The sequence below is a fragment of the Flavonifractor sp. An100 genome (genome assembly GCF_002161175.1).
Taxonomy (GTDB): Bacteria; Bacillota; Clostridia; order Oscillospirales; family Oscillospiraceae; genus Lawsonibacter.
Genome location: NZ_NFMA01000006.1, coordinates 41123 through 63600, shown reverse-complemented (window position 1 = coordinate 63600; position 22478 = coordinate 41123). Strand labels below are relative to the sequence as shown.

Below are 22478 nucleotides of genomic sequence, written 5' to 3'. Positions count from 1 at the left end.
CCAGAAAAACAAAAAATTGAGGGGCTCTGTCAAATGACAGAGCCCCTCAGCTGTTCGTGGAGCTTTTTCAGCCGCTTTGATACCGCCGCCTTGGACACGCCGTAGATCGTCCCGATCTCCTCCATGGTCAGACCCCTGCCATATCGGAGTTCTACAAGATCCCGGCCCTGGTCTCCCAGGCCATCGACAGCTTTCCGCAGAGTTTCAAGCTGGAGGTTCCAGAGCGCCGCATCCTCCACGGGACGCCTGACACAATCCGAACCGGACAGCACCGTTTCAAACTCACTTTTACTCAGATGCCTTTTGTCCTGCTTGTCCTGCGCCTGTTCCCGTTTCCGATCCTGCTCCAGGAAGTCTGCGACCTCCTTTGGCACTGATACTTGCTGGCCACTATAGGTAATCACGACAGAGTCGCTCATTTGCATCCTTTCCGCTTTACACGGGAAGGTGCACACCCGCGCTGCCGGCACAGCGCCAAATACTGAAGACCTTCATGGAAGTTCCCTTCGTACAGGGTGGTTGTGGTGCCCTACGAGGCCCATGAATGTCTGAGGTCCCACCGGGGTGTGGACCTCACCGGAAAGCTGCGAGTTTTCGGCTTTCGCCTGATTTTAATATAGAACAAACGTTCCGCTATGTCAAGCACGTGGGGACATTCAACAGACAACTTCTGATCCGCTGCATAGACCTCTTTGCAGCCCTACCGCCAGCAAGGTTTATCATAGCTCTCTACGCCGCCGCGTTAGCGTTGATCCGGTCAATGACACCTTTGATGCCAGCCCAGAGGGTCAGGTCGGTAAACACCTCCACAATACTTCCCTGATCTGTAAAGGGCGGCTCCTGGAGGACAGACAGGTCCTTCATCATGCCGTTGTGGACGATATACTCCACGATCTGGTTGACGAAGTAGATCTGCCGGCTGTCCAGGTTGGCGTCATTGAGATACTGGGAAAAGGCCTCCTTGGCGGCGTTCATGTCCAGGCCCACGATCTCCCGAACGAATTCGCCCAGGGGTTTGGCTCCCAGCTCTGCCTCGTAGTCCTGGCGGCTGCCCACCTGGCTCCACAGAATATGTTCCAGCTCCTTCACATCATCGTCTGTCAAGGGAATGTTGGAGCGCAGCTTTGCAATAGCCGGGTTGTCCTGGTGTTGGCGGACATAGAACTCCGCCTTGGCCTTGTAGTTCTTCAGATCATCGTTCTCCAGCTCCGACTCCTTCCACTCCACGGAGAGGATATCATCTGTAAAGTTGGTATTGTAAATGGCACCGTCATGAGGCAGGTACTTCATCAGGTTCCGCAAGCACTCCCGGATGTGCTCAAACTCGTTGATCCCGGCGTTGTCCAGGTAGTCGGTATGCAGGATTTTCTCGATGAGTTCCGATTGTGCCCGGATTTCCGGGATGTTAGCCACACCGGCGATAGCGCTGACCTTTTTCACCAAATCTTTCCGGGCCCTGGAGTAGGTTTTGCCCACCAGGTAGGCCAGCTCGATCCCGTACATCAACGCGTCAAAGCGAACCGCGCTGGCCTCGTCCCCGTCGGGTTGGAGCAGAGGGGCCACCTCGTCCCGCAGGTACAGAGTATCCTCGTAGCTGACTGCTTGATAGGTCTCTGGGTCGGAGAACTTCTCTACATACCGCAGGTGCTGTTTCACCGCGAAGTTGCCCCGGTCCAACTCCTGGACCTTGGAGAGCATCTCATGGACTAACCGCTGGCGGAAGGGAATCAATTCGTCGGTTTGATAGGCCAGGTCCTGGAGTTTGAAAATGATCTGAGCTTTTAGGTAGAAAACAGCGCTTTGAAGCGCCATCTGATTGGCGGTGGCCTTCCCCTTGCTCATGCGGAAAAACTCAAAGTTGCCGCACAGGTCGAAGATGTAGAACTTGGTCTTGTCCTCTCCGTTTATCAGCCCTGGACACAGCCGAGTGCCCCGACCGATCATCTGCCAGAACTTCGCCTTGCTCATCACTTTCTTGAAGAACACCAGGTTCAGCACCTCTGGCACGTCGATGCCGGTGTCCAGCATGTCCACGGAGATGGCGATTTGCGGCAGCTTGTCCGGTTCCGAGAACTCGTCGATGGCGCTCTGGGCGTAGGTCATGTAGTTGTCGATGACCTTGGCGTAGCCGGGGAGGTGGGGGTACTCCTTGCCGAACACCTCCAGAATCTTCTCGGCATGGCGGTGATTCTTGGCGAAGATGATGGTCTTGCCCAGCTTTTCCCCGTAGTCAATTTTCAGGCCGTTGGTCATGAGCAGATCCAGCGCCTTGCGGATGGTGTCCTCGTTGAACAGCCACTCGTTCAGGGCAGAGGACTCGATCTTCTCCGGCAGTTCCCCGTTCTCGTCGGTAAAGGTGGCCTCGTATGCCTCCTTTTCCTCCTCCGGCAGGTCGTCGTAGGTGATGCCTTCGGTGAGAAATTTCAGCTTGCTCTCCACCGTGAGGAAATCCACCAGAAAACCGTCCTTCACCGCCTGGGCCAGGTCGTAGCCGTAGGTGGGCACGCCGCTTTCCAGCTCGAAAATCTCATAGGTGTTCTTGTCGATCTCGTCCTTGGGAGTGGCGGTAAGGCCCACCAGGGGCGCGTCAAAGTAGGTGAAGATGTCCCGGTACTTGTTGTAGATGGAGCGGTGGGCCTCGTCGCAGATGATGAGGTCGAAGTGGCCCACGGTGAATAACTTCCCCTCCTCGTCCTCCACGGTGTCGATGCAGTTCATCATGGTCTGGTAGGTGGAGAACACGCACCGGGCGGAATAGTTGTCCTTCTCCTCGCACAGGTTTGTGACCGACAGGTCGGGCAGCAGGTTCACAAAGCTGCGCTTGGCCTGGGTGACCAGGGAGTTGCGGTCGGCCAGGAAGAGGACGTTTTTGATCCATCCGTGCTCCAGCAGCACCTTCACCAGGGCGATGACCGTTCTCGTCTTGCCGGAGCCGGTGGCCATGACCAGCAGGGCCTTCCGGCGATTTTTCTCGCCGAAGGCCTGACACACCGCCTTGATGGCCCCCTCCTGGTAGTACCGCCCGGCGATGTCCTTGTCCACCTGGATGTACTTCAGGCTGGTGCGCATGGAGCGCAGGTTAAAGAGCTTTTCCAGGTCCCGCTTGGAGTAGAAGGCGGCCACCTTCCGCTCCGGGTAGGCCCCGTCGTCCATGCGGGTGTCAAAGCCGTTGGTGAGGAAGATCACCGGCCGGCGGCCGTATTTCTGTTCCAGCAGATCGGCGTACAGCTTGGCCTGCTGGCGGCCCTTGGACGGGTCCACGCAGGTGCGCTTGGCCTCGATCACCGCCAGGGGCCGGTGGGTGTCGTCGTAGAGCACATAGTCGGCATAGCCCACCTCGCTCTTGTTGGGCATACCGGGCAGCTCCACCTCGCCCAGCCAGTCCTTCCCCTCGGTCCAGCCGGCGTCGGTGAGCATGGCGTCGATGTACAGCTTCCGGGTCTTGTACTCGGACAGGTCCAGGGGTTTCGGTACATAGCTCTCCCGCTGCTCCTCCCGCCGGGCGGTAAGCTGGGCCCGAAGGGCGGCGTTCTCCGCCATGAGGGCGGCCAGGTCGGCCTCCGGAGTCGTGGCGGCGGGGATGGGGGCCTCCGCCTGTTGCTCCAGCAGGGCTGGGTCAAACTGGCCCTCGGCGTAGTCCTTGCCGTAGCAGTAGGCGATGAAGTCCAGGAACACATAGAGGTTCTCCAGGCACAGCGCCGCCTGCTCCGGGGCGATCTTCTTCCCCGTGTGGGCGGCGGCGTTGCCCGTCTGCCGGATGTACTTCAGCCGCCGCCACAGGTCCTCCCCCACGATGTCCCGGAAGTCCTCCCCGTCCATCAGACTCACCAACCGGTCGTCGTAGGGCATGACCAATCCGCCGTCTACCGAGTACATCCACTTGACGGCAAACTCCATTGCCCGGCGGCAGTTCAGCACACAGGCCGCCGGGTCGATGGCATAGATCTTTTCCGCCGAGACGGCTACCTCCGCGAAGGGGACAAACTGCGGATCGGTCAGGAAGCGGGTGAAGTTGGGCACAAAATCGCCTCTTTTCTCAGTAACTACCCAAAAGCATTTCGACCTTTTGGATTCCAATAGGCGAAAGCATACATTTTTCATTTGAGAACTCAATCAATTTTTCATTATGCAATGCATTGAGAATTCTACGGAAATTAGAGGTATTTTTGTATTCTATATTACTTTGTAATTCAGATGCACTTTGGCCATCCTTGATGTATAGGAGGCAGAGTACTTTATCCTTTGCCGTCATCTTCGTATCAAGTATACGTAAAGCACTACCGGTGTCCCAAATGACAGATGTTTCACGGCACATGATGCTGTCTATCGTTGCTTCGGTTTCTTCAAAAGACAACGTTGATGCCTGTCTAAAAAATTCTGCTAATACCCACTTTGTATTACCGAGCAAAACAGAGGCATCCATTTTATTAGGGTCAATGTGGCTTTTATGAATCATTCCTCGCTTGTTCCGCAGGCAATACATAGCATATAGAATTCGCGGGATAACAATTCGATACACTTCGGGTATGGATGAGCTATGTCCCTCATATGCTACAAGGACTTTTTCAGAAAAGATAGTTAGTTTATCCGCCAAAAGTGTATACTTGCCATCAAGTTGATACTCAACCATTCTGCGAGCTACCTCAATAAATTGGCCAATTTCATTTCCAAAATATTGCCAGTGCCTCATTTTATATTCCTTAATGGCATTTTCGTAACTTGTGAGCATGGAACCGACAAGTTCTGGCGGATAAATACCATTCAAAATTGTTTGAACATCACTTCGTGTCATTTACCATTTCCTCTAATAGTGCTACGGCTGCGGCTTCGCCTGGTTGGGTAAGTTCAATAGTCCAACTCTGACCCGTTCCTTTACGAATGATGTTTGTCTTTTCATTTTTAAAAATGGCGGAAAAATTAGAACTGTCATAACAGTTGTGTTTTTCACAGATAGGAATAATCTCTTTTCCATGAATTTTCCCTTTTCGAATATATAATACGATTAGAGCAATGTTCTTTGCCTTTTCTGCCTTATTATTACCAGGGACTTTTTTTAAGATAGAAATTGTTCCATCATCGGAATCAATATGATAAATGCCAGCACTAATATACTTATCATTCCCTGCAACAGGTATAGTTTTACTATCCACGGTCCCTGATTCAGTGGAGTGTTCATTTGCAGATGTGCCGGAAGAGGGGAGAGAAACAGGAGTAGCAAGTGGTATTGTGGGAAAAGACGAAAAATATTTTTCTACAAACTCGAATGTAGCCTGCATATTCTTTTCGACAAAACATTCAGGGCCAGAAATAATGATACTGCCCTCGCGCAGATTAATTGAAATAGAAGAGTTACTATTGTTTTCCATTAATTATTTCTCCTTTTTATGTTTCAAAATATTGCTGTATCAACGCTTTTTTCAGTACTTCCAGTTTATCAAGACTCTGCTGAATCGTCAATTTTGATTTTTCAGTTTGTTCAACAAAGACCACATATTCTTGTTGTTGCTTCAATGTAGGCGTGATATATTCCATGCTCATAAAAGGCTTCTGAGTTATTTTCTTCAAATCGCCGGCATCTTGAAAACGAGTGAAGTTGATATGTTCCATTAGTGCATATAAAAAACGCAAATCATATTTATCTGAATCGTAGTCGCTGATATACATGGCATTATCTGTTATCCACAATGGTCCTTTTGCTAAGTGGACATTTCCACTCTGGAAACCTACGCGACCAACGACGATGGTATCATTGTGATAGAGTATTTCATCTGTATACCACGAGATACCGTTTCCTCCGTATGCAGGCACGCCATTATCAAACCTTTTATTCTCTGGAACAAATTTCCCATTTGATAGTTTGAAAAAATCCTGCCCCGTTATCGTTGGAAAGCCTTTTTCATTCTTAATCGGATCCCCAAACATCTCCACAAACCTGGCCTTCACCAGTTCGTCCAGCTTGTCCAACTGTTCCCGGCGCTTGGCGATCAGGCCGCTGACCTTGTCCAGCATCGCGGCAATACGGCGCTGTTCGTCCAGCGGCGGAAGGGGAATTTCAATATTCTCGACAATGCTTTTAGAAATTTCTTTAAAGGTCGCTCCTCGCCCCAATGAATTTAAATATTCCGTGCTGTTTTTCAAAAAGTGATACAAATACCGATTATAAATTCTGTTGGAGCAAATCAGGTTTTTAAAACCTTGGTTGCAGTACATTTCTACGCCAGCAATAGCTACTTTCCCAATCGGCGCTCTTGAAGAAAGCAACACTGTCCCAGCAGGAAATGGTTTTAAACTGCTGTCTTGCACCGCTTGCTCAGTTATTTTTCTCTGGCTTTCATAAATAATATCAGAATCATCGTTCAATTCAGCAGGAGTGACCCAGTTGATATCCCCATCCCAATATTCAGGACGATTACTTTTTGGCGTTGTACCAGAAACAATGCTACAAATATCTCCCAATTTCGCCATCATAATTCCGCCTCTTCATACTGTTTGATTTCACTAAAAGCCGCTGCTCAATTCTTTTAAGGAATCTTTGAACGCTATTAAAAAGCCAGTTTCAATCTGCATGCTGGCACTCTTTGTCCAGTCATGTTCATAACTGTATCTCCATTCCACAAACGCATTTGATATTTGCTCCAAATAAGGTCTTCCCCAAATATCTGACCATTTGCCATACCGAAAGATGGTTTTCTTTTTAAGTTCCACCTGTGTATCCTGTGACAACTTTGCATATAGGTCATTTAGTTTATGTATCCTGTGGATATCTTCACCCTCATGCTGAAGCAACAGTTTTAAAAAGATTTCGCAGGAAAAAGCAGCATTCACGATTGCCGGTATTATATAAGATAGATTATTAGATTCCGGAACGCAGGCTTGTTCTTTCAGGCAGAGATCTGCACAGTTAGAAAAATTACATCCGGTCCGAAACATCTCGAATGCATCCATTTTGGCCGTCACACCATCCCCTCCAGCCCGTCCAAGCCCTTGGTGATCTCCGCCTCCAGGTCCCGGAGCTCCTGCAAAATCTCGCTGGTGGGCGGGTACTCCACGGGGATATACTCCACCTGTTTGTACTTGTTGATGGACAGGTCATAGCCGTTGTCCACGATCTCCTGCTTAGGCACCAGGAAGGACTGTTCAGTGCGCTTGCGCGCCTGCTCCCCTTCCCGGTTGTGGAACCGGGCCACGATGTCGGGGATGTCGTTGTCGGCGATCTCGGTGCGCTTGTCGTCCAGAGAGAAGCCGTCCGCCTTCATGTCGTAGAACCACACCTGGTCCGTGCCGCCGTGGCCGGTCTTGGTGAACACCAGCACCGCCGTGGACACCCCGGCGTAGGGCTTGAACACGCCGCTGGGCATGGAGATCACCGCCTCCAGCCGGTGGTTCTCCACCAGCTCCCGCCGGATGTCCCTGTGGGCCTTGGAGGATCCGAACAGCACCCCGTCCGGGACGATGACCGCCCCCCGGCCTCCCACTTTCAGCATCCGCAGAAAGAGAGCCAGGAACAGCAGCTCGGTCTTCTTGGTTTTGCAGAGCTTCAGCAGGTCGGCGGACACGATATCCGCGTCCAGGCTCCCCTTGAAGGGGGGATTGGCCAGGATCAGGGTGTACTTCTCCCGGTCCGGGTTCTGGTCGCTGAGGCTGTCCCGGTACTCGATGAAGGGGTTGTCGATGCCGTGGGTCATCATGTTCATGGCCCCGATGCGCAACATGGTGCGGTCCATGTCGAAGCCGTGGAACATGTGGTTCATGTAGTGGTCTTTCTTCTCCCGGTTGAAGAAGATCTCCTCCCGGCGGCGCTCCTTCAGGTACTCCCCTGCCGCCACCAGAAAACCGGCGGTGCCGCAGGCCGGGTCGCAGATCACATCGTCCGCCTTGGGGTCGGTGAGCTCCACCATCATGCGGATGATGTGCCGGGGGGTGCGGAACTGGCCGTTCACCCCGGCGGTGGCGATTTTGGACAGGAGGTACTCGTAGATGTCCCCCCGCACGTCGGTGTCGTGGAGCTGCTCCGCCTGGGCGTAGATCTCGTCCATGGCGGTGACGATCTTCTCCAGCATCAGGGGCGTGGGGATCTTGAAGATGGCGTCCCCCATGTACTTTGCGTAGGCGCTGTCCTTGTCGGTGTGGAGCCCCTTGATGAAAGGGAACACCATCTCCTGCACCACCGCATACATCTGCCCGGCGGGGAAGTCGTGGAACCGGGACCACTTGAGCTGTTCCCCGGCCACGGTGCGCTCCCCCACTTGGACCTCCCCGGCAAAAATGCTCTGGTGGGGCAGGCCCAGCATGGCGCTCTCCTTGGCGCGCAGGTTGTCCGTCTCGTCCAGGTCGTGGATGAACATCAGGTAGGTCATCTGCTCCACCACGTCCAGGGGGTTGGTGATGCCGCCGGTCCAGAAGGTCTCCCAGAGGCGGTCGATTTTGTTTCTCAGTTCGCCAGTGATCATGTTCTCTTACTCCTTTTCCCGGTTCCAAATATAGGCGGTATAGCGCCCGCCGCTGAGTTTCAGAATTTCCCCGCTCTTCTGCAGGTCGGCCAGGGTTCGCTGTATCGTGATTTTACTAATATCGGGGCACTGCTGAATGATCTCCGCCTTGGTAACCTTCCCAAGAGTACCCTTGATGATCTCCCGGATACGGTCCGGCTTGCTCATGCCACTGACGGCCAGGACCTGCACACGGGCAGAAAAGTCCCGGTAGGCCGCCGCTACTACGCCCAGGGTATAGCGCACAAAGGGGGTGTAGTCGCTGGTTCCCTCGTGCCATCCCTGGGAGCTCTGCTGGAGGGCCTCATAATAGGTTTCCTTGCTCTCCTCAATGAGTTTTTCAATACTGATATATTTGCCCACGATATAGCCTGCCCGGTAGAGCAACAGCAGGGTCAGCAGGCGACTCATACGGCCGTTACCGTCGTTAAAGGGATGAATACAGAGGAAGTCCAGAATGAACATGGGAATCAGTAGCAGCGAATCCATGTCACCCTTCCCCACAGCCTCCTCGTAGGCCCGACAGAGGCTGTCCACCGCCTTCGGCGTTTCCCAGGCCGGAAGGGGTTGAAAACGAATGCTTTTATTTCCCTGGGCATCCGTCTCGGCGATTACATTGTCCGCTGTTTTATAGTGCCCGCCGTAGGACGCGCCGCTGAATTTATAGAGATCGCGGTGGAGCTGCAGGATCATGGAGGCTTTGGGCGGGATATAGTCAAAGCTCTCATGGATGGTGGCCAGCACATCCCGGTAGCCGGCGATCTCCTGCTCGTTCCGGGTGCGAGGGGTGGTCTTGTCCTGCACCAGCTTTTTCAGGCGCTCGTCCGAGGTATAAATGCCCTCGATTTTATTGGAGGACTCGGTACTCTGAATCTTGGCGATCTCCACCAGTTTGGTCAGGGTATCGGCCTTGGCCTCGATAAACAGGGCCTGTTCTCCTTTATATTCATGAATCTGAGTCAGCAGGGCCACGATATCAGGCGTGAGCAGCTTCTCATAGTTTTTGGTAAAATCGTAGGTGCGCATCCTGTACCTCGCTTTAAGTCAATTTCATCATTTTTCTTATAATGATACAATTAAACTATATCAAGCAAACTTGATTGTGTCAAGGATTAATTACATCATTTTTGTTGAAATGATATAATTAAAACAGTAGAATATAGAAATGCCGCCCCAAGAATATCAGCCCAGGGCGGCATTGTTTTACTTCAATTTCAGTCCCAAGTGTTAAATACAATCTCACCAACTGTTTGCGGATTCCAATAATGGATCTGATCCAGCTCTTCCGGGCTCAGCTCCCCGCGCAGATCATGCCAGTCTCGGGTCAGTTCGCTGGGACTCAGAAACCTCACCGATCCTTCCGGCAGCTGGAGCCACTCCGGCTGGCTGATCCAAATAAAACCACCGGAGGTGTCCCGCTGAGCAAAGGCTGCATAGGGATAATGGATGTTCTGCAAAAGAAAGACAGACTGGTCGTACCTGCTGAGTTTGGCAGAATAGAAGTTCCTTATGGCTGTGTCTGTATCCACTTCTGTCACAGTCCCGCCATTTTCCAGGGCAATGGAGTAGCACATCTGACAGAACGCTTTCTCCTCCAGAAGCGGCAGCGGTGCTGTGTTTACGCTCCAAAATCCTGTAATTCCTCTTGGAAGTATCATCTCATCGTCCTTTACTCGCAGTTGTGTTCTTGAACATTCTTCAAACAAGTCTTTTTGTGATGGCCTCATCCACCGGTTCCAGTTCTTTCTCCAGCACACACTGCAGATCCCACAGCAGGCGCGTTTCTTCCCCGACGCTGACAGTTAATTTCCCCGTGGACTCCCAGCGGCAAAGAAGTCTGTAAAGGGTGAGGGCTTCGTGTTCGTTTAATTCAATCTTCATCTTTCTATCTCCATCAGCTCATAACGTTAAGGGCGTATATCTTCGGGTGAAAATTCCCTGTTTTTGGTAATTATGGGTATGCAGCGGATAATCTTGCTATGGTGTGACTTCGGGCAGGGGAGTATCGGCTGCTATAAAAATACAGTGACTCATGGAAAATATTCTTTTTTCTCTTTATCGTTTTCTCCTGTCCATTCCACCCACTTTGCATTTTCCAATGTCATAATGGTGTATTCAGGATATCTTCTGTGAATTTCGGTAAGGCAAATACTTCTCCACTCTCCATACAAGCCCTCACCGGTTACCTGAAACTCTCCAGGGTTCCAATTAGATGATTTATATGTAGAATCCAATCTTCCACAAATTTCGCATTGCCCTCCCCAAGAAAATGAGTCACTACCATAGTGTAAGATGATTTTTTTGTATATGTGTTTGTGCTTAGACCGTTTTCGGCTGTCAGAGGTAGCAGCCGTCTTTGATTTTCCTTTCTTCGGAGGCGTTTCTTCCTCGATTGGCTGCTGATATTGTCTTTTATATAAGTGTGTTTTTTCAGGATTCATCGTTAGATTTCCTTCCTAAATATCTTTGTGCAAATGTTGCCGTTATGCACATATATGTATTTTATCTCTCTTATTCTGAAGGAAAGACTCTTACAAAGCCCTCTGTCCGCTGTATCATCGTATTTCGGGACCCCATTTCAGAAATGTGGCCGTGGGATATTCGTCAGACAAAATATCTGCCATCAGATTTGTCCCGCAGATAAAAAAGTGGTGAGTATCTTCCGGAACAAGATAGTTTTCTTCCCGGAACCTGGTCAGATGGTCGGAAGGCTCACTGACATAGAAGGCCCAGAGCGCCCAGTCCGGCGTCTTCTCAGACACCCAAAGCTCCGGGCGATAGCTCTCGTCGGTGACGGTGTAGGAGATAACCCTGTCCCACACCAACCGGAGAACCCGCTCCGACCGCTTCTCCTCTTGGAAATGGTCGGGGCGCAGGAGGACCACAAAGCCATCCTCCTGAAATCCGATCTCTTCCACATCATAGACTTCGTCCACTTCAGGATGGGGAACCCACTTTCTGAAATTTTCCCAGAACTGATGTTCCAGCATAGCTCTGCGCTCCTTTCAACATGTCTCCTTAGCCCTGTTCAATCTCCGATACCTACCAATCCATATCCATGTTCCATGGCGGTATTACAAACGCGGATGAGGGCCGCGACGAACCCTCGGATTTTCTGAAAGGACACGCCATATCGCTGGATCACGCTGGTTTCTTCTGCCCCATGCGCTGACAGCCAGTTGAAGACGGAATCTGCAAACGCCCGGATAGCCGGGACCTGGTCCATTTCGAGACAGGTTTCCCCGTATGGATCAAACCGGTGATAGCATTGGTAATTTGTGAACGCCGCCCGGAAGTCATACAAGAAGTTTCCCACTCCTTCCGGCTCCTCTGCCAAGTGATCTTTCACGGCTTTCCGTGGCCTGGACGCCAGGATCTCAATGGCCTGCTCAATGTCTTTCGCAGCAACAATGGAAAGGGACATCATTTCACCGCCTCTCGGTTCTGTGATTCTTCAAACTTCAATTTGACAGGTACCTCCTCACACCAGGAGCCAGTCCTGGCCGTCCGGTATCTGGCGGAGGCTTCCCGGCACCCGGTCCAGCAGTTCCCCGGTATTATAATCCCGCACCAAAAGCTCCTCCCGGTAGTCCGGGTCCTCATACCAAACCGAAGTATACAGCCTGTTCCCTTCCAGAAACTCAAAAAACTCATGGTCCTCTATCGCAAAGTCCCGGCGTTCCGGCCAGATAATCTGAAACTGATTGTCATGGGCTGACCGCGTCAGCATAAGCGGTGATGCCTCCAGCATGAGATTGTAGCAGTCCTCTACAATAGAGAGGGGCAACACTGCCAGCGGTTCAGTGGTTCCGTCCGTCTCGCGGAAGATCAGGATGTGAATCTCCTCTTGGGGAAAGTCCACCAGCAGCAGTACCACCTGCCCATCGTGATACACCGGTCTTCCAAGATATTGTCCCGACTTTGTGCGTACCGGCTCATAGACCGTGCCCTCCGGGCAGCGGACCAAGACAAGCCGGTTTTTGTCGATGGGATGGCCGCTGCGGAACAGCTCCTCCGCCTCGTATAAATCTCCGCTGGCATAGTCGGCGCCCCAGTACCACTCGCTGCTGCCGGCCAGCGGCTCCAGGTCGGTGATCCCGTTTGTGATGATGCGTTTCATGTTCTATCCTCCCCGGCCATATCTTGGTTAGGTTCTGAGATTATATCACGGAAAATGGGGGAATCTCATGAATATTCTCTTAAGTTTTCTTAATCTCCGAAAGCAAAATGCCTCTTTATTGTTTACAGCCCTCCAATTTCTGAGGTATAGACGGTACAGAAATCACTTGCATAATTCCGCCCTCAGAGTTACAATCCAGGCAGTCAGAGACGCAAAAAATGCTCCCCGTCCAAGCCGGTAACCCATTTCCGGCAAAGGGCTGGGGAGCGTTTTTGACCACAGGACGCACCACAGACGGCGGCGCAGCACATGGAGATCAGAGTTCTAAAGAGTGGCAGAAAGAAAGAGAAACCGAGCGGAATGCACTATAAATAATTAGAAATTATGCAAAAAAGTTTTATATGCCTTTTCGCATCCGAGAGGTCGAGGGTTCGAATCCCTTCGAGTCCACCATAAAATCAAAACGGTATAGATGCCACTGGCGAAAAGCCAGTGGCATCAAGGCTTAATAGTGATAAGGTACTATTTAGCTTTGCGAGGGGCAGAGAACGGTGTGACCGCAATGGTCACGCCGTTTTTCTGCGTCCAAGGGTAGATTTTGCAACAACAGGCTCGGAAATCACAGGAATCTCTACGTCATCCACGAAGTTGAAATAGATTTTTACCTTCTGTACCCGCTTGCCACTGGATTTGTCCGGCGCAAACACCTCAATCTTCTTGATATACTCATTGACTATCGTAGGTGTTAATTCCGGCACATCCACATACTTCTGGGTCAGAGCGACAAAGGCATCTACATCTGCACTCATGGTTTCCTGCGTTTCCAGCCATTCTTCCGTCACTTCAATTTCGAGTTTTAACCGTTCCTGTTCTGCCTCGTAATCGGCGGTCATTTTCTTGTACCGCTCCTTGCTCAGATCGCCCAGGACAAAATCCTCATAGAGTCGGGACAGAAGAACATCCAAGTCAGCCAGCCGCTTCTTGGCCTGCTCCACTCGCTTCCGATCTTCACGGATGTTGCGTTCCTGATCGGAGCGGCGGCATTGCAGCCACTCCTCCTGAAAACTCTCCACGCCCTGCCGGATATAGGCATTGACCGCCTGAATGCGCTCCAACACCAATTCCCGCAGTACATCTTCCCGGATATAGTGGGCAGAACAGGTGCCTCGACCGCTTTTGTAGCTGGAGCATACATAGTGGTCTTGCTTACCGTCAAAGCTCTTGCAGGTAGCAAAGTGCAGCTTATTCCCGCAATCAGGACAGAACAGAAGCCCGGAGAATAATCCCTGCCGCTGGGCTTTTGTGGGACGGCGTTTGTTTTTTCGCAGCTCCTGCACTCTGTCCCACTGAGCCTGAGAAACGATTGCTTCCTGCGTATCAGGAAAGATGCACATATCTTCGATGGCATTGGGAATCCGTTTCTTCAGCTTATAGGACTTGGAATAGGTCTTGAAATTGCAGGTACAGCCGGTGTACTCCATCCGTTCCAGAATACCCGCAACCGATTGACCAATCCAATGGTAAGGGCGCTCCGGCATCTTCTTGCGCTTTTTCGGGTCAGGATGGTTTTCCGACTGTTTGGCATACAGTGCCTTGGTAGTCAACACCTTATCCTGCTCCAGTATACGGGCAATCTGTTCCGGCCCCTTGCCGTCAATGGCCAAGTCAAAGATGCGCTTGACTACTGGGGCGGCATCCTCGTCAATGATCCAATGGTCTTTATCGGCGGGATCGGTGCGATAGCCATAGGGCGGTTTTCCCAGATGCTTTCCGCTGGTGCCTTTCTGACGGAATACGACCCGGACTTTTTTGCTGGTGTCCCGTGGATACCATTCGTTGAACAAATTACGGATAGCGGCAAAGCCGTCGCTGTCGCCTCGTTCACTGTCCACACCATCGTTGACGGCGATAAAGCGTACATCGTAGCTGGGGAAAATGATGTCCGTGTACTGCCCAACGGTCAGGTAATCTCGGCCAAACCTGCTGAGATCTTTGACCAACCAGCAACCGACAAGCCCCTGCTTAACCAGTGCAAAGCCTGCCTGTACGCCGGGACGGTCAAAATTGGTTCCCGTATATCCGTCGTCCACCAGAATTTTCAGGTTGGTGTAGCCATGCTCGGCTGCGTACCGGGTTAAAAACTCTTTTTGATTCTGTATCGAATTTGATTCTCCATCCAGTGCATCCTCATTGCTGAGGCGGCAGTACAGGATGGTAATTTTCTGCTGATCCAACATAACGTCCTCCTTTACGGTTGGGTCAGCTGACAGAACCGGTGTGCATGGTGATATTGTAGCATGAATTTGAGTCTGTGTCATGAACAAAGCACCTCCTTATCCGAAAAAATGAGCCGTTTTACCTTGTGGGTAAGCGGCTCATTTCCGTCACATACAGTCTCCAGCAGATACCAGGTATTTCCGATTTTCCGTTCCACCGTACCGGTGAACGGATTCATCCGGTTTTCCCAGCGTTTCCGGCATTCTTCCAGAAAATCAATCGGCGGCTCAAAAATCGGGTCAAAGCAAGATTCAATGTCGATATAACCATAGTCAGGTTCACTCATAAAATCTTTGTATTCTCTCATGCAGTTTCCTCCATCAATTAAAGTTCCATATTCTGCGATTTACGGCGGACAGGTTGATTGTGTTGCTTTGTTTGCCGGGTTCGGGTCAGAATGGCGTCAAGAAAAGCCCGCACCTTTTCGGGTGCGAGCTTGACAGCTTCAAGATAGGGCCGTGCCTGTTCTTTCAGCGATTCATATCGCTGTTTCCAGACAGCGGCGCTCTTTTGCACTTGTTGCAGCTTTTCTTCCAAGCGGCTGTTTTCCGCCTTGGCAAGAATTCCATTGACCGCATAATCCTTGAGCGTGCTGCACTCGGATGGGGTCAGAGTGATGTTGCCGGTGATCGTCTTTTTCCCCATGGAGCGGATTTCCTGCACAGTCAGGGCGGCAGTACGCTGTTCTTTGGTCTGCTTTTGCAGGAATTGCAGCTCCTTCTGTTTTTTCTCAACGGCTGCCTGTGCGGTGTCCAGCGCCTGCTCTGACTGAGTGATTTGAGCAGTCACAGCTTCCAGCCGCTGCTGCTCCTGTGCCACCTTGAACTGTGTCACCGTCAGATGTTCCTCGGTGCTGCCACGCTCTCCACGCTCCACATCGGTATATCCGGCAGCTTTCATATAGTTGAAGAAATCATCTTGCAGGACACTGTATGATGTCCGCAGGACTTTCTTGCCCTTGGAGGTCAAAAGCGGATTGCCTTGCTCATCCAGAGCTACCTTGGATTCCCACTTTTTACTGCGGCTGACCTGCATAATGGTCTCCTTGACTGTACCTACAAGGGACTTATCCTTGCACCGCTTTGACCAGAGAATCTGTTTTTCCACCACCGGGATATAGACCACATGAAGGTGGTAGTGGTACACATCCTGACCCAGAGCTTCCGACATAGCCCGGTTGCGTTCATCTGCGTGCATGACGGCAGAGAGAATATACTGCTCACCGCCCACGATCTCTACGGCAGCTTTGTATGCGTCAGTGTAGAACTGCTTGGCATATTCGTAGCCGCCGTGATTGTGGAAGTAAGCGGAGTTCACATCAAAAATCAGTTCCCCGTATTTCACCGCATCGGCTTTCAGACCACGGGTGGAGATGGTCCCATCGGCAATCATCTGATCGAACATAGCGGCATAGCTGCCGGTGGGAGCCTTGAAGTGAATATTCCGGTAGGTCTGGGTGGTATCAATATCCTGGTTGGAGTAGCTGTCCTTTTCTCGTTCGTTATGCTCCTGCACCTTCGCCACATCATCGAGGGTGGGCAAGTCCTGGTTACGGGCAAAGGTACGGTCGATTCCGTCGTTTCTGGCCATAAAAATCAGCTCCTTTCCGTTGTGCGGCAGACGGCTGGGGGGAAGGGGATGCACTTCCTGCGGGAAGTGTAATAACCCACTATGACACTTTCATCCCGAAGGGCTGCAAAGTGCCGTGGGCTCTCCGAGGGGGAATGCGGCATCTGCGTATGCCTTGCCGCCTTTAGAGGTTTGTGTGTGGCACCCAAATCCTCAAAAGGCGGTGTGACCGACAGCATCTCCGCAATCTTGATTACTTCAATTCTGCCGCCCACAGGCAGAGCAGATTTTGCAAATCCACTCTGCCATCCATCTCCAAATCTGCGGATTTGTCGATGGAGACGGGAGATACGGTGGGTAAGAACGGCGGGCATCATTTGTCCCTCCGTTTCTGCCATACGAGGTCATAGCCAAGGGCATCGGCAAGCTGTACCGCCTCTACATACCGCAGAGACTCCCGCTGGAGCTTATTGGACAGGTTTGAAACGCTGTCACTCCAGCCGTAATCCTCAGAAAGCCTGTCAACGACTTCCTGCATTGTGTACCCGGAACGCACAATGTACGACTTGATTTCATTTCTCAAATTGGATTTCATTGAAAACACCTCATTCTTTCATGAAATGGTTTTACCGTGGAACATACACGCTGCACGGTACAGTAAATTTTGATTGCTTCTTAAAAATCACTCAGAACTGCGTTTGTGAAGAACTGTCCGAAACAGTACCCCGTCGACTTTGCCATTAGGTGGGCTTGCAGGCGAAACCGTGAAAACAGCCACCTTTCCGCATACCACCATCACCATTCTGTAAATCACGGAATAATGATTTGTGTTCTGCTTATGGTAGTGTTTTTCACCGTTTGCACAACCATTGATTGGGCATAGCCAATTTTAATGCCCAGCCGAGCTATCAAATATAAAAATGAACTTCGATTTTTTGCGTTCGTGCGTTCCTTCGTTCCAACGGCTGCGCCCGATCCAGAACGCATGAACGCACGAACAGAAGGTTTTGAAGTTTCATTACAACTCCATAGGCGAGAGCAGAACATAAATGCCCATATATCCCCGGCACCGTTTTCCGCCGCCGATGTGCAGATTGCTGACCGGCTCCAAATGATAGCGTCCTGCATTTTGGCTGAGCTGATTTGCGAAGCTCTTTGGGGACAGTGGGTTTTCTGCGTTGTCCTCACACCACCGCTTATAGGCTGCATACAGATTTTTGGTGCTGGCTTCATAATCGGCCTTGAATGACACATAACCCTCAGAATCGAGAAAGTCCAGAATGTTATTAGCATCCCGAACAGCGGAAGTGATATTGTCCTTGGCTCTCTGACTGATGGTGAAGTGGTAGTGATTGACGATCAGCCTCCGCAATCCCTCCAGCATCCAGAGAAAAATCCCCTCTTTTTCGGCAATCAGTTTCTCGGCAAGAAACGGATCATCGAACCGATCCGTAGGCTTATCTTTGGTGGTCAGAATGATCTGGCGGCGAAAGAAACCGTCGCTACGGTCATGAAGTGCAGTCAATGCCCCGTTGCCGAAGCAGAGGAAACGCACATACAGCTGCCCCTGATAGCTCTGCTCTTTCTTCCGTTCCAAATCCATTCGCAGTTCTGCTGTCACAATGGATTTTACATAGTTGGTTTTGGTCAAGGCATTCATATCCAGATCATCGTCCAGCATGAGCAGCTTGCCCTCCAGGTCGGCTCTGGCGAAACGACTGTTCTCTACTTTCTGGATGGAAGTGGTATTCATGTTGAGCCCGAAAATGGCGTTCATCACCACACCGATCCGGCTTTTGCCCTCGCCGCCCTTGCCGATCAGCATGAGCATTTTCTGTCCTTTGGTGGATGGAATCAGGCAGTAGCCCAGATACTCCTGCAAGGCGGGAATATCCTCCGGCTCCAACAATTCCGAAAGGAAGCGCAGCCAGTGTTCCGGTGCAGGAGCATCTGCCCGGTAAGACACCGACAGGCGGTTGCTGCAATACTCTTTTTTCTCTGTGAATGTACCGTCCAGAAAACAAGTGCCGTTCGCCACATGGATGCGGTCACATTGCAGGGGCAAAGGGTCTGCGTATGCCGCCAGCTTCAACGTCTTGAGCACCTGTTCCACCGTCTGTGCGACCTTGTCATGCAGCCAGGGCGAGATTTCCTCATAAATCATTCTCTTCAATTTGCTTTCATCCGGCAACGGGCCTTCCACAGTATAAAAGTGGTCATTGATACAGCGCATTGGATGCCGGGACAGGAAATCCCGGCAGTATTCCGGCTCAACGATTTTCCCCTTATCATTGATCCAAACAGGGTTGTTCATGGTATCGCTCCTCTCTCAGGCAGGTCTGTAATTTGCGGATAAATCCACCTGCCGTTAGTTCACTCACGACTTCGCCTCGTTCATAGGAATCGCTTTGCATCAGGATGTCCAGCTGATACTCTGCCCAGGGCAGCCTGTGGCAGGCTTCCACAAACCGCTCGTCCAACACATCTTCCGGCGCTTGCGGCGCATACCGTTTTTCCCAGTCCCGCAGCAACCACAGATAATCGTTCAGAATAGAAAAGCACAGCCACTCATTTTCTCTGAGCCGCTGTGCTTCTGTTCTGATTTTTAGTTTTCTGCGGATAGATACCGGAATGGGCTTGTCCGGGTCAATGCCGAAATCGGACGCTAATTTCTGTGCCGCTTCCGTTAGTGACAAGCCATAGAGCCTTGCCACAAAGTCAATGACATCCCCATGCGCTTCACAGGCGAAGCAATGGAAATGATCATCTGCTATCAGCAGACTTGGATGGCGGTCATTGTGAAACGGACACAGAGCCATGCTGTTGCGACCCACGGATAAGCCGCAGCTTTCAGCCGCTTTCCGCATGGAAACATGGGCTTTCACGGTTTCAAATCTTGTCATGCGTTTTCCTCCATAATTTTATCGGCAAGTTCTCCTTGTCACCTGAATATACGGAGAAAACAACTCTCAGGTGAAAAATCCGGCGCTTTTGCAAAAAAAGAAAAATGCTGTCCTGATTTTTGCGAAAATGCAAAAATCAGGACGGCAAATGTTTACAATTTGTGCCTTGATATTGTTCCACTAATCGAATATAATATTATAAATTAGCGAGGAAATAGTATGGATTTTTTTGGGGGATAAATATGGGAAACACGGTAAAAAAGCAGCATTATGTTTGGCGTAAATATTTATCCGAATGGACAGACTCGGGCGATAGATTCAAAGGAAAATTATTTGTATTAAGAAAAGCTCCTAAAGGCAATCAAAAAGAAATAGAGTTCTGCGAGCTGGAAAAAGTAGGTTTTGAAAAATTTTATTATGATATTACGGGTTTTAAGGAAATTGATATTTCAGCATTAAACCAGCTAATCGCAAGTATGCAAAAGAAAGAAATGGTAAAACTCGGAATTGCACCGGATGTTTTTATCGAGGCGGCTACTCATCGGGATTTCATCGAAAAACGAGTAATGTGCAGTTCGGAAAACATAGAAACAACATTCCATTTTTTTGAGAAGTTAATGGCTGGCGACTTGTCTTTTTATAAAGATAGTAATAATCAGAGTGTTTTGGACTCGTTGATGAAGAGTATATTAGACTCTATACTCTATGGTGAAGAAGTATCAGAAAGTCAAGTAATTGATTTAGTAAAGGAATTTTCAACAGAGGAAACAGTAGATTTAAAATATGAATTTAATCGTTTCTTTTGTATGCAATATTTCAGGTCCCCCAGGGTTCATACCAATACGAAGAAAAATGTTGAGGATTTCAAACAGAGCTATGAAGCGGCTAATGATATGACCACCAATTTCTTGACCAATATGATGATGGTATATTTTGCCGAGAGAATGGCTTTAAATATTACACAACATTTTAAAAGCAGCATTTTGCTATATAAAAATCAAACAGGCGTTCCCTTTATTACAGGAGATACCCCTATCGTCTGTCTTACGGGACAAGAGATGAATGGTATGAGCATATTTCATTATCCAATATCACCTATAATTGCCATGGAACTAATTATAATCCCTAAGTATAGCGATTGGGCAACTATAAGCAAAAATTTTGTGATGGAATTAAATCAAGAGTTTGTTGATGTTGTGAAAAATTGTAACCGTAAACTTGCAGATAACTGCGTAAACGAGATTTATTCTAATACGAAGGATAGCTTATTAAAGCTAATGGAAGAATTTGAACCAAACAATCCATAAATTAGAACTTTTACATAACACTAAGCCTGCCATTGGTATAATTCGAGAGGAAGTGCAGAGAATGAAATATCTATCGACCTTTGAAGCAGCGGAAAAATGGGGTATCTCGCACCGGCGAGTGAGTATTCTCTGCAACGAGGGACGCATCACCGGCGCACAGCGAGCAGGAAGCCGTTGGATTATTCCGGAGGATGCCGAGAAGCCCGCTGATGCCAGAATCAAAAGCGGCAAATACATCAAAACGAAAACCGAGGAAAGGGGGACATAACGAATGGAGAATACTTTTCTTCCCGGCACCGTCAGACAGCGGCTTGCAGATATTATGAAGATCCGCAAAGTATCGCAGACAGAGCTTGCGCAAAGAATTGGATGCCAAGACAGTACAATCAGCCGCTTTATTTCCGGCAAGACCGATAAGCTAAGTGATGAAAATATCATTCGTATCGCCAGAGTATTCAATGTCTCCACCGACTTTATTTTGGGTGTGACCACGGTCCCCGACAGAAAGAATTATGAGATTGACGAGCTTGGCTTATCCGCACAAGCCGCAAGAAATCTCTACACTGGAAAGGTCAATACGCAGGTGGTCAATCGCTTGTTGGAAAGCCCTCGCTTTGCAGAACTGACCTACATATTGGAGCAGTATTTTGATGATACCCTTGCTGCCGGATATGCCGCACAAAACCAGATGTATGCTACACTCAGCAGCTTGACACGAAAAACTGTAAAATCCGATGCAGCCAACCAGACCGCAAAGAAAATCCTGCAAATGAGAACGCCGGTTTATCAAGCTGACCTTACCACCATCGAAAATCAATTTATGCTGGCGGTTAAGGAAGTGAAAAAAGAAATCGGCAATGACTATGCAACGGCACAGGCATTGACCGTAGCAGCAGCGGAGCGAATGTTTGCGGAGCTTACAAAGGGTCAGGATATGGAAAATCCCACGGTCACACCGGAGCAAGTGACCGAGCTGATTATCGGCAGTGTTGCCGGTATGGATGGTGTCGATCAGGAAGCATTGGACAAGCTCGGTCAGGCGTTGACCGGCTTTATGCAGACCACGTTAGGCCAAGCCGCAGCACAGGAGAAGGGCAATGAAAAAACGGAGCAATGAACAGCTCTGTGCTCTGGCTCAGAAGGGGGATATGAACGCCCGTGACCTTCTTCTTGAAAACAATTTAGGCTTTATCCGCAAAACCGCCAACGAGATTTATTTCGATATGAATCTGGGCGAAAGCGAACTCAGTATCGACAAGGACGATCTGGAACAAGAGGGCTGCATCGGATTGTTGGATGCCATTCCCCGCTTTGACGGAAGCAAGGGCATCAAGTTTCTGACCTATGCCGCACCGTCCATCCGAAACGCCATGACCGACTTGATACGGGATGCGTTCTCTCAATACGAAATGAGGATGACCGATACCACAGACGGACTTGCTTTTCAGAAAATCTGTCTGGATGAAGTTGTCCCCGGCGAGGAACGGATGCTGCGTATTGAAGCGATTGCAGACCCCATCGCCAAGTCACCGGAAAAGATTTATATAGAGCAGGAAACCTTGCGTGAACTCTATGAGGCATTGGACAGGATCGGTGACAGAGAGCAAGCCTATCTGCTGTACCGCTATGGCTTCACAGACGATGTGGAGCATACGATGATCGGCACAGCAATTCACTTCAATCTGCGTGCGAGCCGAGCCAAGAAGCTGGAAGAAACGGCGATGGACAACCTCTGGCTGGAGCTGCCGTGGTGGTTTTAGTGTGTGTCGCTTCGGCGGGACGGGGGCTTATATATACCTCTGCTATTATCATA

24 protein-coding genes are annotated in these 22478 nt (G+C 50.1%); 4 read left to right on the top strand and 20 right to left on the bottom strand.

The window, feature by feature from the left end:
• Positions 1–29 precede the first annotated feature (29 nt).
• The 20 genes from B5E43_RS05195 to B5E43_RS05105 form a co-directional block, all read right to left on the bottom strand.
• The gene (locus B5E43_RS05195) at positions 30–419 is read right to left on the bottom strand and encodes a sigma-70 family RNA polymerase sigma factor (RefSeq protein WP_158098967.1); all 390 of its coding nucleotides are present in this window, start codon (positions 417–419) and stop codon (positions 30–32) included.
• A gap of 310 nt (positions 420–729) precedes the next feature.
• Positions 730–4020, bottom strand: coding sequence for a DEAD/DEAH box helicase family protein (locus B5E43_RS05190; RefSeq protein WP_242964718.1), 3291 nt, complete (start codon positions 4018–4020; stop codon positions 730–732).
• 16 nt (positions 4021–4036) lie between these two features.
• Complete coding sequence (locus tag B5E43_RS05185; protein WP_087394308.1) at positions 4037–4792, bottom strand: hypothetical protein; 756 nt, start codon at positions 4790–4792, stop codon at positions 4037–4039.
• Positions 4779–5366 carry a hypothetical protein gene (locus tag B5E43_RS05180; RefSeq protein WP_087394306.1) on the bottom strand — a complete coding sequence of 196 codons (588 nt, stop codon included), beginning with the start codon at positions 5364–5366 and terminating at the stop codon, positions 4779–4781. The genes B5E43_RS05185 and B5E43_RS05180 overlap by 14 nt, the downstream gene beginning before the upstream one ends.
• Before the next feature lie 16 nt (positions 5367–5382).
• Complete coding sequence (locus B5E43_RS05175) at positions 5383–6468, bottom strand: restriction endonuclease subunit S (protein WP_087394304.1); 1086 nt, start codon at positions 6466–6468, stop codon at positions 5383–5385.
• A gap of 30 nt (positions 6469–6498) precedes the next feature.
• A complete protein-coding gene (locus tag B5E43_RS05170) occupies positions 6499–6957 on the bottom strand; it encodes a hypothetical protein (protein ID WP_087394302.1) in 459 nt (152 codons plus the stop codon).
• Entirely contained in the window at positions 6954–8450 is a 1497-nt protein-coding gene (locus B5E43_RS05165; RefSeq protein WP_087394300.1) for a class I SAM-dependent DNA methyltransferase, read from the bottom strand. The genes B5E43_RS05170 and B5E43_RS05165 overlap by 4 nt, the downstream gene beginning before the upstream one ends.
• Positions 8451–8456: 6 nt before the next feature.
• The gene (locus B5E43_RS05160; RefSeq protein ID WP_087394299.1) at positions 8457–9515 is read right to left on the bottom strand and encodes a Fic family protein; all 1059 of its coding nucleotides are present in this window, start codon (positions 9513–9515) and stop codon (positions 8457–8459) included.
• Between the two features lie 188 nt (positions 9516–9703).
• Complete coding sequence (locus tag B5E43_RS05155) at positions 9704–10195, bottom strand: hypothetical protein (protein WP_143382949.1); 492 nt, start codon at positions 10193–10195, stop codon at positions 9704–9706.
• The gene (locus B5E43_RS05150) at positions 10188–10370 is read right to left on the bottom strand and encodes a hypothetical protein (protein WP_087394295.1); all 183 of its coding nucleotides are present in this window, start codon (positions 10368–10370) and stop codon (positions 10188–10190) included. The genes B5E43_RS05155 and B5E43_RS05150 overlap by 8 nt, the downstream gene beginning before the upstream one ends.
• A gap of 149 nt (positions 10371–10519) precedes the next feature.
• Complete coding sequence (locus tag B5E43_RS14855) at positions 10520–10930, bottom strand: hypothetical protein (protein ID WP_143382948.1); 411 nt, start codon at positions 10928–10930, stop codon at positions 10520–10522.
• Positions 10931–11044: 114 nt separating this feature from the next.
• Positions 11045–11479 carry a hypothetical protein gene (locus B5E43_RS05145; protein ID WP_087394293.1) on the bottom strand — a complete coding sequence of 145 codons (435 nt, stop codon included), beginning with the start codon at positions 11477–11479 and terminating at the stop codon, positions 11045–11047.
• Positions 11480–11517: 38 nt separating this feature from the next.
• The gene (locus B5E43_RS05140; protein ID WP_158098966.1) at positions 11518–11838 is read right to left on the bottom strand and encodes a hypothetical protein; all 321 of its coding nucleotides are present in this window, start codon (positions 11836–11838) and stop codon (positions 11518–11520) included.
• Between the two features lie 132 nt (positions 11839–11970).
• Entirely contained in the window at positions 11971–12609 is a 639-nt protein-coding gene (locus B5E43_RS05135) for a hypothetical protein (protein ID WP_087394289.1), read from the bottom strand.
• 566 nt (positions 12610–13175) lie between these two features.
• Positions 13176–14927 (bottom strand): recombinase family protein, encoded by a 1752-nt coding sequence (locus B5E43_RS05130; protein WP_087394286.1) that lies wholly within the window; start codon positions 14925–14927, stop codon positions 13176–13178.
• Entirely contained in the window at positions 14924–15193 is a 270-nt protein-coding gene (locus B5E43_RS05125; protein WP_087394284.1) for a hypothetical protein, read from the bottom strand. The genes B5E43_RS05130 and B5E43_RS05125 overlap by 4 nt, the downstream gene beginning before the upstream one ends.
• 17 nt (positions 15194–15210) lie before the next feature.
• On the bottom strand, positions 15211–16476 hold the full coding sequence (locus B5E43_RS05120) for a plasmid recombination protein (protein ID WP_087394282.1): 1266 nt from the start codon (positions 16474–16476) through the stop codon (positions 15211–15213).
• A 352-nt stretch (positions 16477–16828) separates the two neighbouring features.
• Positions 16829–17050, bottom strand: a complete 222-nt coding sequence (locus B5E43_RS05115; protein ID WP_055080156.1) for an LLM class flavin-dependent oxidoreductase — start codon at positions 17048–17050, stop codon at positions 16829–16831.
• A 423-nt stretch (positions 17051–17473) separates the two neighbouring features.
• Positions 17474–18769 carry a phage/plasmid primase, P4 family gene (locus B5E43_RS05110; RefSeq protein ID WP_087394280.1) on the bottom strand — a complete coding sequence of 432 codons (1296 nt, stop codon included), beginning with the start codon at positions 18767–18769 and terminating at the stop codon, positions 17474–17476.
• Positions 18744–19358 (bottom strand): CHC2 zinc finger domain-containing protein, encoded by a 615-nt coding sequence (locus tag B5E43_RS05105; RefSeq protein WP_087394279.1) that lies wholly within the window; start codon positions 19356–19358, stop codon positions 18744–18746. The genes B5E43_RS05110 and B5E43_RS05105 overlap by 26 nt, the downstream gene beginning before the upstream one ends.
• A 242-nt stretch (positions 19359–19600) precedes the next feature.
• Here B5E43_RS05105 and B5E43_RS05100 point away from each other — a divergent pair, with 242 nt between their 5' ends.
• From B5E43_RS05100 to B5E43_RS05085, 4 genes are all read left to right on the top strand, one after another.
• The gene (locus B5E43_RS05100; RefSeq protein WP_087394277.1) at positions 19601–20665 is read left to right on the top strand and encodes a DUF4238 domain-containing protein; all 1065 of its coding nucleotides are present in this window, start codon (positions 19601–19603) and stop codon (positions 20663–20665) included.
• A gap of 61 nt (positions 20666–20726) precedes the next feature.
• On the top strand, positions 20727–20933 hold the full coding sequence (locus tag B5E43_RS05095) for a helix-turn-helix domain-containing protein (RefSeq protein WP_087394275.1): 207 nt from the start codon (positions 20727–20729) through the stop codon (positions 20931–20933).
• Between the two features lie 3 nt (positions 20934–20936).
• Positions 20937–21782 carry a helix-turn-helix transcriptional regulator gene (locus B5E43_RS05090; RefSeq protein WP_087394273.1) on the top strand — a complete coding sequence of 282 codons (846 nt, stop codon included), beginning with the start codon at positions 20937–20939 and terminating at the stop codon, positions 21780–21782.
• Complete coding sequence (locus B5E43_RS05085; protein WP_087394272.1) at positions 21763–22425, top strand: sigma-70 family RNA polymerase sigma factor; 663 nt, start codon at positions 21763–21765, stop codon at positions 22423–22425. The genes B5E43_RS05090 and B5E43_RS05085 overlap by 20 nt, the downstream gene beginning before the upstream one ends.
• The last annotated feature ends 53 nt before the right edge of the window (positions 22426–22478 follow it).

Coding starts and splice junctions, on each gene's coding strand:
- B5E43_RS05195 (WP_158098967.1), bottom strand. CDS start 419: ATGAGCGACTCTGTCGTGATTACCTATAGTGGCCAGCAAGTATCAGTG.
- B5E43_RS05185 (WP_087394308.1), bottom strand. CDS start 4,792: ATGACACGAAGTGATGTTCAAACAATTTTGAATGGTATTTATCCGCCA.
- B5E43_RS05180 (WP_087394306.1), bottom strand. CDS start 5,366: ATGGAAAACAATAGTAACTCTTCTATTTCAATTAATCTGCGCGAGGGC.
- B5E43_RS05175 (WP_087394304.1), bottom strand. CDS start 6,468: ATGATGGCGAAATTGGGAGATATTTGTAGCATTGTTTCTGGTACAACG.
- B5E43_RS05165 (WP_087394300.1), bottom strand. CDS start 8,450: ATGATCACTGGCGAACTGAGAAACAAAATCGACCGCCTCTGGGAGACC.
- B5E43_RS05160 (WP_087394299.1), bottom strand. CDS start 9,515: ATGCGCACCTACGATTTTACCAAAAACTATGAGAAGCTGCTCACGCCT.
- B5E43_RS05150 (WP_087394295.1), bottom strand. CDS start 10,370: ATGAAGATTGAATTAAACGAACACGAAGCCCTCACCCTTTACAGACTT.
- B5E43_RS14855 (WP_143382948.1), bottom strand. CDS start 10,930: ATGAATCCTGAAAAAACACACTTATATAAAAGACAATATCAGCAGCCA.
- B5E43_RS05145 (WP_087394293.1), bottom strand. CDS start 11,479: ATGCTGGAACATCAGTTCTGGGAAAATTTCAGAAAGTGGGTTCCCCAT.
- B5E43_RS05135 (WP_087394289.1), bottom strand. CDS start 12,609: ATGAAACGCATCATCACAAACGGGATCACCGACCTGGAGCCGCTGGCC.
- B5E43_RS05130 (WP_087394286.1), bottom strand. CDS start 14,927: ATGACACAGACTCAAATTCATGCTACAATATCACCATGCACACCGGTT.
- B5E43_RS05125 (WP_087394284.1), bottom strand. CDS start 15,193: ATGAGAGAATACAAAGATTTTATGAGTGAACCTGACTATGGTTATATC.
- B5E43_RS05120 (WP_087394282.1), bottom strand. CDS start 16,476: ATGGCCAGAAACGACGGAATCGACCGTACCTTTGCCCGTAACCAGGAC.
- B5E43_RS05115 (WP_055080156.1), bottom strand. CDS start 17,050: ATGAAATCCAATTTGAGAAATGAAATCAAGTCGTACATTGTGCGTTCC.
- B5E43_RS05110 (WP_087394280.1), bottom strand. CDS start 18,769: ATGAACAACCCTGTTTGGATCAATGATAAGGGGAAAATCGTTGAGCCG.
- B5E43_RS05105 (WP_087394279.1), bottom strand. CDS start 19,358: ATGACAAGATTTGAAACCGTGAAAGCCCATGTTTCCATGCGGAAAGCG.
- B5E43_RS05100 (WP_087394277.1), top strand. CDS start 19,601: ATGGGAAACACGGTAAAAAAGCAGCATTATGTTTGGCGTAAATATTTA.
- B5E43_RS05095 (WP_087394275.1), top strand. CDS start 20,727: ATGAAATATCTATCGACCTTTGAAGCAGCGGAAAAATGGGGTATCTCG.
- B5E43_RS05090 (WP_087394273.1), top strand. CDS start 20,937: ATGGAGAATACTTTTCTTCCCGGCACCGTCAGACAGCGGCTTGCAGAT.
- B5E43_RS05085 (WP_087394272.1), top strand. CDS start 21,763: ATGAAAAAACGGAGCAATGAACAGCTCTGTGCTCTGGCTCAGAAGGGG.